This is a genomic window from Actinokineospora sp. (assembly GCF_050699995.1).
Lineage (GTDB): Bacteria > Actinomycetota > Actinomycetes > Mycobacteriales > Pseudonocardiaceae > Actinokineospora.
This window is the reverse complement of sequence record NZ_JBOHGC010000645.1, coordinates 23,258-33,102: the sequence shown is the minus strand read 5'-3', so window position 1 is coordinate 33,102 and position 9,845 is coordinate 23,258. Positions and strand designations below refer to the sequence as shown.

The following is a 9,845-nucleotide window of genomic DNA, read 5'->3' as shown; positions in this document are numbered from 1 at the left end:
CACGGCGGGCCCACCGCACTCGACAACCTCGTACTCCTCTGCGGCACCCACCACCGCCTGATCCACAACTCCGACTGGGCCGTCACCATCATCAACGGCCTGCCCGAGTTCACCCCACCCGCCTACCACGACCCCCACCGAAAACCCATCCCCGCAACACCACGACACTCGGCGGCCTGACCACGGCCACCGAGCCACCGCCTACGACCGCCTGTTTCGTATGTGGCGTGCCCGCCGTCGGAGTGGCCGTCGCGGGAGATCGTGCTCGGACCATTCAACGCGAGAATGCCCCCGCCTGACGAGCTCGTGGGTGGACCAGGCACGATCGAAGCACCATGACGCTCACTTCGCGGCTGCCCGCTTCCCCCGAACCCGACGAGCTGTTCGACGCCTTCGCCACCTGGGCCTCCGATCAGGGTCTTTCCCTGTATCCCGCCCAGGAGGAGGCGCTGATGGAGATCGTCTCCGGGGCCAACGTCATCCTCAACACCCCCACCGGCTCCGGCAAGAGCCTGGTCGCGGCCGGCGCGCACTTCACCGCGCTCGCGCAAGGGGTCAGGAGCTTCTACACCGCGCCCATCAAAGCGTTGGTGTCGGAGAAGTTCTTCGCCCTGTGCGAGATGTTCGGCGCCGAGAACGTGGGCATGATGACCGGCGACTCTAGCGTCAACGGCAGCGCGCCCATCATCTGCTGTACCGCGGAGATCCTGGCCAACATCGCCCTGCGCGACGGCGCCGAGGCGGACGTGGGCCAGGTCGTCATGGATGAGTTCCACTTCTATGCCGAGCCCGACCGGGGATGGGCTTGGCAGATTCCGCTGCTGGAGCTGCCCAAGGTTCAGTTCGTCCTGATGTCGGCCACGCTCGGCGACGTCACGCGGTTCAAGGACGACCTCACCCGCCGGACCGGCCGGGACACCGCCGTGGTGACCTCGGCCGAACGCCCGGTGCCGCTCTTCTACTCCTTCGGGATGACGCCCCTGACCGAGGCGCTGGACGAGTTGCTCAGCACCAACCAGGCCCCGATCTACGTCGTCCACTTCACCCAGGCCGCCGCCCTGGAACGCGCGCAGGCGCTGATGAGCATCAACGTCTGCACGAAGGAGGAGAAGGAGAAGATCGCCGCGCTGATCGGGAACTTCCGGTTCTCCTCCGGCTTCGGCAAGACCCTCTCCCGGCTCGTGCGCCACGGCATCGGCGTGCACCACGCCGGCATGCTGCCGAAGTACCGGCGGCTGGTGGAACGGTTGGCGCAGGCCGGGTTGATGAAGATCGTCTGCGGCACCGACACCCTCGGCGTGGGCATCAACGTCCCGATCCGAACCGTCGTGTTCACGTCCCTTTCCAAGTACGACGGCGTGAAGACCCGCATCCTCAAGGCCCGCGAGTTCCACCAGATCGCGGGCCGAGCGGGCCGAGCGGGCTACGACACGCTCGGGACGGTCCTCGTCCAGGCGCCCGAGCATGTGATCGACAACGAGAAGTCGCTGACCAAGATCGGTGACGACCCGAAGAAGCGCCGCAAGTTCGTGCGGAAGAAGCCGCCCGAGGGCATGGTGTCCTGGGGCTTGCCGACGTTCGAGCGCCTGGTCGCCGCCGAGCCGGAGCCGCTGACCTCCAGTTTCCACGTCAGCCACTCCATGCTGCTCAACGTGATCGGTCGCCCCGGTGACGCCTTCACCGCGATGCGCAAGCTGCTGACCGACAACCACGAGGACCGACCCGCGCAGCGCCGACACATCCTGCGGGCCATCGCGATCTATCGGGCGCTGCTGGCCGCGGGCGTCGTGGAGAAGCTCGACGAGCCCGACGAGCAGGGGCGGTCCGTCCGGCTGACCGTCGACCTGCAGTTCGACTTCGCCCTCAACCAGCCGCTCTCCCCCTTCGCGCTGGCGGCGATCGAGCTGCTCGACCGTGAGTCGCCCAGCTATGCGCTGGATGTGCTCTCCGTTGTCGAGTCCACTTTGGACGATCCGCGTCAGGTTCTCTCCGCGCAGCAACACAAGGCGCGCGGGGAGGCCGTGCAGGCGATGAAGGCCGAGGGCATCGAGTACGACCAGCGGATGGAGCTGCTGGAGCAGGTCACCCACCCGAAGCCGCTGGCCGAGATGCTGCTCCCCGCCTTCGACACCTACCGGCGCGGGCACCCGTGGGTCGGTGACTACCAGCTCTCCCCCAAGTCCGTCGTGCGCGACATGTACGAGCGCGCTATGACCTTCACCGAGTACGTCTCCTTCTACGCCCTGACCCGCTCCGAAGGCCTGGTCCTGCGCTACCTCGCCGACGCCTTCCGTGCCGTGCGCCAGACCGTCCCGGACGACGCCAAGACCGAGGACCTCACCGACCTCATCGAGTGGCTCGGCGAGCTGGTGCGCCAGGTCGACTCCAGCCTCCTCGACGAGTGGGAGAAGCTCACCAACCCGGAGACCGGCGAGCTGGAGGACCGGGTCGACGACACCCCGCCCGCGGTCACCAAGAACACCCGCGCCTTCCGCGTCCTGGTCCGCAACGCGCTGTTCCACCGCGTCCAGCTCGCGGCCCGCCGCGACTACTACGCGCTCGGTGAGCTTGACGGCGACAGCGGCTGGGACGCCGAAGCCTGGTCCGACGCGCTCACCCCGTATTTCGAGCAGCACAGCCAGATCGGCACCGGCCCGAACGCGCGCGGCCCGGCCCTGCTGATCATCGAGACCGAGGCCGAGCGCTGGCTGGTCCGGCAGATCTTCGAAGACCCCGCAGGCGACCACGACTGGGGCTTCACCGCCGAGATCGACCTCGCCGCTTCCGATGAGGCGGGCACAGCGGTCGTTTACGTGACCGCCGTGGGCGAACTCTGATCCATTGAGACCCTAGACAACCAAGTGGACGGCGCTCACCCCGCCTGACCTACAGTGTGCGGGCCCCGACCGGGACGGTCGGCGGTTCGTCTCAACCTGGGGATCTTCATGCGTTCACTGCTCGCCGCGGGCGCGCTGTGCCTGCTGGCCACGTCTGCCTGCGCCACCGCGTCCACCACCGAAACTCCGACGTCGACGTCAGCTTCCGCGCCGACCACAAGCACGTCGAAGGCGCCGCGCCCGTTGGTGCCGCCGATCACCGAGTGGCCCACCTGGTTCGACATGGACGACCCGAAGACGGGATTCGCGCTACAGATGCCCTACAAAGTGCCGCCGTCGGAGGACGGCGACTCGAAGCCGCCGCAGCGCACACACAAGATCGATCTGAGCCCGCTGAAGGCTGACCAGAACACCCTCACCGTAGTTTTCGTCGAGCTGCCCGACGCCAGCCCGGCCGCGCTCCTCAGGCTCCCGGATGTCATGGTGCGCGAGGCGAAGAAGAAGGGGGTCGCCGACGCAAAGGTCGACTCGGTCACTGACGCCGTGCACAAGGGGCTGCCCGCGGTCGACTACACCATGAGCTGGACCGAGCCGACCGGCGCGAAGGTGGTTCGCTGGGGCAGGTACGTGACTAACGGCAAGGGCGTGCTGACTGTCGACACCATCGCGACGGGCGAGGCAGCGACCGGCGCCTACGGCGAGACCATGCGGCAGTACCACCAGAAGGTGGTCGACAGCGCCCGGTCGCTCTGACGGGCCCAGCACGGCCTCCGACGAGGCGGGCACCGCTGTCGTTTACCTGACCGCCGTGGGCGAACTCTGACAAGATCCGAATATGTCTCAAGGACCAGGCAGGCTACGCCGGTTGTTGGTGCGGGTGATCAACGACGACAACGTCGATCTCTACATCCTGGCTTTGGTGGCCGTGGCGTTCACGATGTTGGGCGCCTCGGGCCTGTCGGACGTGAAGACCCTCTCGTCGGTAGTCCTCGCGCTGCTCGCCTGGCTGGCGCTGTCGCAGATCAAGTCCCGCCGCCAGCTCGATGAGCTCGGGAAAGCCCATCGGCCGAACCCGGCGGCGCTGTTCAAGTCGGAGTTCCCCGCCGACCTCATAGCCCGGCGCGCGGCCTCGTTCGACATGCTGGTCATCGGCCTGACCATGACCAGGACCATGCAGGGGCTGACCACCGACTTCCCCCGCATCCTGGCCGCGGGCGGCCGCATCCGCGTCCTGGTGCCGGACCCGCACGACGACACGCTCATGGAGACCGCGGACCGGCGGATGGCGCACAGCCTGGGCGCGGGCCGGGTGAAGCAGCGCATCCTCACCACACTCGAGGACCTCGCCACGATCCAGGCCCGCAACGAGGGCAGGCTCGAAGTCCGAGTGCTGTCGACCATCCCGTCCGCCGGGTTCAACTGCCTCGACGTCACCAGCCCGCGCGGCCTGATCTGCGTGCAGCACTACGAGTTCGCACCCCGCCGCGAAGCGGGACCGATCTTCACGCTCACCGCCCAGGACGGGCCGTGGTTCCACCACTTCGTGGCGGAGGCCGAGCGGATGTGGGAGGCGGCGACCCCGGTGCCCGCCATCGAGGAGCAGGCCCCCACCCCCGGCGAGGAGGTGGGGGCTCAGTGACTCACATCCGGAAGCGGGTGACCACGGCGGCGTGGTCCGAAGCCCACTCGTTGCCCTTGTGGTTCGGGACCGCCACGGGGTTCCCGCGGACAACCGCGCTGCTGGTCAGCGCCTGGACCGGCCCGACCGAGTAGACGAAGTCGATGCGGTCCTGCGGCTCGACGACACCGGTGCTCCCGTTGTGCCTGGGGTACACCGGCGACCACGTGTTGCCCGGCACGGCGACCGGGTCCGGGTTCACGACTCGGTAGGAGTCGGCCAGGCCCTCCTGCTCGACGGCCTGGCTGACCGGCCAGTTCACCGTGTAACCGCAGTGCAGGCCCGCCGCCGCGGGCGTCCAGTCGCGGTGCGAGGGCGCGTTGAAGTCGCCGACGAGGAACACCGGGATGCCTTCGGCCTTGTGCGGCGCCAGCGCGCGCAGCACGGACTCGATCTCCCGGACGCGGCCGGACTGGCTCTCCCGCGCGATGATCTGGTCGACGCTCATCTTGTCGAAGCACGCGTCGTACGGGCCGTAGGGCGTGTAGTTCAGGTGCACATCCCAGATCACGGCGCGCTCACCGGCGGCGAACTCGACGCGGGCGCCGAACCCGGCCTCGGCGGTGAATGTCGCGCCGAGCGGGTACTTGCTGATGATGGCCAGGTCGCCGCCGTTGTGCACGGAGTACCAGCCCAGGGCGTCGGCGATCGTCTTCGCGTGCGTGCCGCGACTCTCCGACAGGCCGACGACGTCGCTGCCCGAGGACACCAGGAACCGCATCTGCTTCGTGACACCACCGGTCACCTGCGAGCCGGAGTGCCACACGTTGAACGCGGTCACGACCGGCTCCGGGACCAGCTTCTGCCCCACGGGCCGGACAGTGATCGCGGCGGTGGCGCGCGCGGTCAGGCCTTCGCCGTCGGTGGCCGACACGACGACCTGGCTGACGCCGACATCGGCGACCCGCGGGGTGCCGGAGACCGTGCCGTCAGCGGCGACCCGCGCCCACGATGGGCCGGAAACCTTGCGGTAGGTCACTTTGGTGCCGTCGGGGTCGATGGCGACGATCTTCGCCCGGTACGCTGCGTCCACCCGCGCGTTGCGCAGCGGCGTCGGGTCGGCGAGGAACGCGGGCGGCTGGGCCCCGGCGCCGACCACGGTGAAGCGCACCGGGGCGGCGAGGGAGGTGTAGCCGTCGTTGTAGAGGAAGTAGGCGACGTAGGCGCCGGGGCTCAGCGACGTCGTCGGCAGGCTGACGGTGCCGGACGCGCCAGGCGCGTAGACCCACGCCGTGCTGGGTCCGACGTAGGTGCCGTTGACCGGCGCGTTGCCCGGGTCGGAGTAGATGCCGACCCAGTTCTGGTCGTCGGGCCGGTCGGTCGTGTACGTGGCGGTGACCGGGGTCCCGACCGTGTACTCGGCCCGATCGAGGGTGAAGGTGGCCGTGGCGGCTTCGGCGGGTAAGCCGATGGCGAGCAGCAGGGCGGCGATGATCGTGCTCAATGCGATTCTCACCGTGCGCACGGTGGACCAACAAGGAACTCGGGACAAGAATTTCACACTAACAGCCCACGAATAACGGCTGAGGAGCAAGGACTCGCCGATTCCACACCCGCGTCCCGGGTGATGCGCGAAGATCAGGTGTGGTCGTTTCCGATGAGCCTGGTCGCGCTGCCCTGAAACCCCTGTCCAGACGCACGCTGACGGCGGTCGTCGTCGGGCTGACGGTGTTCACGACCGTGGTGGTGACCGTGCTGTGGTGGGCGGGCACCCGCGGGCTGACCGACGACAAGCTGGTGGCCGCGCGCTTCGAGGCGCTGCGGATCGGGTTGAGCATCGGGATCGGCGGCGGCGGCGTGTTCGCGCTGTACCTGGCATGGCGTCGCCAACGGGCGACCGAGGACGACCTCGACAACCGCGAGCGCGCCCTGGCCCTGCAGCGGCAGGTCGCCGCCGACACTGTCGCCCACCAGCAGCGCACCGCGGACGCCTCGGAGAAGGACGCGGCGGAGCGGCGGATCACCGAGCTCGACACCAAGGCCGCCGACCAGCTCGGCTCCGACAAGGCCCCGGTGCGCCTCGCGGGCCTTTATGCGCTCAGGCGCGGGTTCAAGAGCGCGAGGTCCGGGTCGCGGCCCAACGGGTCCTGAGTCACCACGTCCATCCCGACCTCGGCGAGGGCGGGTCGACGTTCTGGTCGGACATCACGCTCGACCTCTCGGGCGCGACCCTGATCGACCTCGACCTGGTCTGCTGCAGGCTCAAGTCCGTCGGGTTCGCCGGCGCGACTTTCGAGGGTTCCGCGCAGTTCAGGAACCTGCGCGTCGACGGTCACGCGAGTTTCGCCGAGGCGGAGTTCACCACGGACACCGGACTCGAACTGATGCACGTCGGCGGGAACGCGGAATTCCATGGCGTGGTCTCGTTCGAGGAGGCGAAGTTCGGGGCGGCCCGGTTCCACCACGCCGAGTTCCGGGCCGCGTGCCGGTTCGGCAAGGCGGAGATCGCGGGCAAGACCACCTTCTACGGCGTGCGCTTCGCCCGCGGTGGCGTGTTCGACAACGTGACCTTCGCCGAGGAAGCCGAGTTCGTCCAGACGACATTCGACGGGCCAGCCTGGTTCCGCAAGGCCAGATTCGGCGGGGGCGCCCGGTTCAACCCCGCACGGTTCGCCGGGCCCGTCCACCTGGAGAACGCGGAGTTCGCCGACACGGCGGCCTTCGGGGGCGCGACCTTCGGCGTCGCCCCGATACTGGAGGGCGCGGACTTCGCCAATGGCGTTCCCGCCGCTCTCGAGGAGGCGCATGGCACGGGGTGACGGTGACCGGTTGGTCCGCTGCGGGCGCGGGCACCTCCATTGGGGCCGCTTCGGCGCGGCGGGCCTGCTGCCGGTGCACGACGGGCACGTCCTGCTGCAGCACCGCTCGCGCTGGACACACGGCGGCGGCACGTGGGCGCTGTTCGGCGGCGCGCGCGACAGCCACGAGGACGCCGTCGCCGCCGCGTTGCGCGAGACCGCCGAGGAATCCACCCTCGACACCACGCTGGTGACACCGTTCGGCGTGATCGGCGTGGACCACGGCAACTGGTGCTACGACACCGTGATCGGCTCCATCGACACGATGCCGACCGTCGAGCGCGCCTCCCGCGAAACCCGCGCCGCGGCGTGGATCGCGGTGGACAAGGTCGAACGGCTCAGCCTGTACCCGCCGTTCGCCAAGGCCTGGCCGACCCTGCGCACCGCCCTGCGCCGCCCGGTGCTGATCGTGGATGCGGCCAACGTCATGGGCGCCCGAGCCGACGGCTGGTGGAAGGACCGCGCGGGCGCCGCCGCCCGACTCCGCGACGAGTTGGCAAAGGTCGTGGGTTTCACCGGGATCACCCCGTTCGACCTCGCGTTCCCGGAGATCCTCTTCGTCACCGAGGGCGCGGCCCGCGGGATCGGCTCGGTCGACGGCGTCACCGTCGTCGACGCCCCCGGCAGCGGCGACGACACCATCGTCGCCATGGCCCGCGGCAGCCTCGACGCGCCGCGCCTGGTGATCACGGCGGACCGGGAATTGCGACGCCGCTGCGAGAAGGCGGGCGCCCAGGTCAGCGGTCCGCGGACGGTGCTGTCGCTGCTTGCCTGAGCAAGACGAACCAGCCGTCGACGGCCACACCGCAGTCGCGCGTCAGCGCGACCCCGTCGGCGGCGCCGGTGACGCGGCTTCGATCAAGTCCGGCTCCGTGTGCGGCTGCTGGGAGGTGCGGTCGTCGGGATCCGCCGCACCGGAGCGAGGTGCCCTGGACCAGCCGGACCCGCACCTGGCCGAAGTAGCAGGTGCCACCGCGCTGACGGCGAAGCGGGAATTCCCCAACCCCGGCCATGCTGCGCCGAGCCCGGCGACCAGTCCGGGTCCTCCGCGTGTCACGATCGGCGTCATCAGCGTCTCCTCCGCCGTCGGCCGCCGCCGCATCCGGGCGGCTCCGCCCAAGTCTTCCCCGTCGACGATTCGGGGTGCGGCACGTTGGGGTCGACACGCGAACTCGGCCACCCGGACGAAGGAGATCGTCGGGGTGGCCGAGTCGGGTGCGCGGAGACGTCAGTCGTCGAGGGTGAGGCAGGCCAGGCGGGGGCCCGCGGTGCCCGCTTCGCCGGGGGCGGTGTGGGTGTGTTCGGCGTGGATGACGACCGAGTCGGCCGCGCGGTCGCCGAAGGTCCAGTCGACCTTGGCCGTCGCGTGCCCGTGGCCGCGGGCGTCGGTGTGGAAGTCGAGCCAGATCTCGTTGTCCGGGTTGGCGTAGGCCGGGTCGACCGACGGGACCACCGGGTCCTTGACGTTCTGGAAGTGCGGGCCCGCGTCGGCGGGCAGCGCGCCGCAGGGCTTGACGTGCACGTGGGCGCCGTAGTGGCGGTGCGGCAGCAGGTCCTTGACGAGCAGCAGGACCACCGTCTTCTCGCCCTCGGAGATCGGGACGACCGTGGCCTTGGCGCCGACGGGGACCTTGTCGGGCGCGTACGTGATCGCGGTGGCGCCCGGGCTGTAGGTCTGGAACGTGCCCGAGGTGGGGCCCGCGGCGGACGCGGGGATCGTCACGGCGAGCAGCAGTGCTGCCGCCGCGGGGATCGCGACAAGGGAACGACGCATGCGGCCAATCCTTCCGAGACAAGCGGCGACAGGCACGCGGGACATCGGCCTGTTCACCAGGTGGAGAAGGCCGCTCAGTCGGTCTCGCGCCTGCTCTCCGGGAGGAAGATAGTCGGCTTGGCGTCTGAACCGGAAGGGTGGGGATAGTCGGTGTCCGGGTCGACGACCATTGAGTCCACGATGATCGTCCGACGCTCCCGGTTGGCGACCGCGACCTCGGCCCGGCGGATGAGCCTGCGGCGCACGATGGCGCGGGTCGGCGGGAGGAGCAGCAGGATCGCCAGGATGTCGCTGATGAAGCCGGGCAGGATCACCAGCACGCCCGCGGCCGCGACGAGGACGCCGTCGACGAGTTCGCGCTCCGGCGGGCGTCGGGCAGTGACCGCGGCCTGCAGTGCGACGAGTGCTTTGGTGCCCTCTCGGCGCAGCAGTGCAACGCCGAGGAAGGTCGCGGCGATAAGCAGCAAGATGGTCGGCAGGATGCCGACAAGGTTGCCGACAGTGACCATCACGGTGATTTCCGCTACGACGGCGAGGAACAGCACCAACAGAATCGGCACCGCAAGTCCCTTCCCTGGAAGATTTCGACCGGACATCTGCCCAACGTCCGAAGACCCCGAAACGCTCCCGAAACACAGAATCGCCTGGTCAGAGCTATCATGGCGACGATGGCCCGACGTCAAGGGCACGTGGTGTTCGCCACGAGCTCCGTTCGGCGTATCCCGATAACGCCGAGTTCACACTATTGTCATGGAAAG

Annotated in this window: 10 protein-coding genes; 7 read left to right on the top strand and 3 right to left on the bottom strand. The window is 69.3% G+C overall.

The genetic code is table 11. The features are described 5' to 3' along the window. The 4 genes from ACRDSQ_RS31080 to ACRDSQ_RS31065 form a co-directional block, all read left to right on the top strand. Positions 1–180 (top strand): HNH endonuclease signature motif containing protein (locus ACRDSQ_RS31080; protein WP_431426040.1); only part of this gene is annotated, 180 nt, incomplete at its 5' end. 155 nt (positions 181–335) lie between these two features. Further along, on the top strand, positions 336–2,837 hold the full coding sequence (locus ACRDSQ_RS31075; protein ID WP_431426039.1) for a DEAD/DEAH box helicase: 2,502 nt from the start codon (positions 336–338) through the stop codon (positions 2,835–2,837). 108 nt (positions 2,838–2,945) lie between these two features. Beyond that, positions 2,946–3,590, top strand: a complete 645-nt coding sequence (locus tag ACRDSQ_RS31070; RefSeq protein WP_431426038.1) for a hypothetical protein — start codon at positions 2,946–2,948, stop codon at positions 3,588–3,590. Between the two features lie 82 nt (positions 3,591–3,672). Next, positions 3,673–4,476: a hypothetical protein gene (locus ACRDSQ_RS31065; protein WP_431426037.1), complete on the top strand. Its 804-nt coding sequence runs from the start codon at positions 3,673–3,675 to the stop codon at positions 4,474–4,476. A gap of 1 nt (position 4,477) precedes the next feature. On the opposite strand, the gene ACRDSQ_RS31060 is transcribed toward ACRDSQ_RS31065, so the two are convergent. Beyond that, positions 4,478–5,971, bottom strand: a complete 1,494-nt coding sequence (locus tag ACRDSQ_RS31060; protein ID WP_431426035.1) for an endonuclease/exonuclease/phosphatase family protein — start codon at positions 5,969–5,971, stop codon at positions 4,478–4,480. Positions 5,972–6,099: 128 nt separating this feature from the next. Between ACRDSQ_RS31060 and ACRDSQ_RS31055 the strand changes: the two genes are divergently transcribed. From ACRDSQ_RS31055 to ACRDSQ_RS31045, 3 genes are all read left to right on the top strand, one after another. Beyond that, entirely contained in the window at positions 6,100–6,606 is a 507-nt protein-coding gene (locus ACRDSQ_RS31055; protein WP_431426033.1) for a hypothetical protein, read from the top strand. Between the two features lie 233 nt (positions 6,607–6,839). Beyond that, positions 6,840–7,274, top strand: a complete 435-nt coding sequence (locus ACRDSQ_RS31050; protein WP_431426032.1) for a pentapeptide repeat-containing protein — start codon at positions 6,840–6,842, stop codon at positions 7,272–7,274. After that, complete coding sequence (locus ACRDSQ_RS31045) at positions 7,261–8,088, top strand: NUDIX domain-containing protein (protein ID WP_431426030.1); 828 nt, start codon at positions 7,261–7,263, stop codon at positions 8,086–8,088. Before ACRDSQ_RS31050 ends, ACRDSQ_RS31045 begins: the two co-directional genes overlap by 14 nt. Before the next feature lie 453 nt (positions 8,089–8,541). On the opposite strand, the gene ACRDSQ_RS31040 is transcribed toward ACRDSQ_RS31045, so the two are convergent. Both ACRDSQ_RS31040 and ACRDSQ_RS31035 read right to left on the bottom strand, forming a co-directional pair. Continuing rightward, the gene (locus tag ACRDSQ_RS31040) at positions 8,542–9,087 is read right to left on the bottom strand and encodes a superoxide dismutase (protein ID WP_431426029.1); all 546 of its coding nucleotides are present in this window, start codon (positions 9,085–9,087) and stop codon (positions 8,542–8,544) included. A 74-nt stretch (positions 9,088–9,161) separates the two neighbouring features. Next, entirely contained in the window at positions 9,162–9,647 is a 486-nt protein-coding gene (locus ACRDSQ_RS31035) for an FxsA family protein (RefSeq protein ID WP_431426028.1), read from the bottom strand. Between the last annotated feature and the right edge of the window lie 198 nt (positions 9,648–9,845).

Bases quoted from the DNA above. Each gene is read 5' to 3' on its own strand.
- ACRDSQ_RS31040 (WP_431426029.1), bottom strand. From the start codon at position 9,087: ATGCGTCGTTCCCTTGTCGCGATCCCCGCGGCGGCAGCACTGCTGCTC.
- ACRDSQ_RS31050 (WP_431426032.1), top strand. From the start codon at position 6,840: ATGCACGTCGGCGGGAACGCGGAATTCCATGGCGTGGTCTCGTTCGAG.
- ACRDSQ_RS31065 (WP_431426037.1), top strand. From the start codon at position 3,673: ATGTCTCAAGGACCAGGCAGGCTACGCCGGTTGTTGGTGCGGGTGATC.
- ACRDSQ_RS31045 (WP_431426030.1), top strand. From the start codon at position 7,261: ATGGCACGGGGTGACGGTGACCGGTTGGTCCGCTGCGGGCGCGGGCAC.
- ACRDSQ_RS31075 (WP_431426039.1), top strand. From the start codon at position 336: ATGACGCTCACTTCGCGGCTGCCCGCTTCCCCCGAACCCGACGAGCTG.
- ACRDSQ_RS31070 (WP_431426038.1), top strand. From the start codon at position 2,946: ATGCGTTCACTGCTCGCCGCGGGCGCGCTGTGCCTGCTGGCCACGTCT.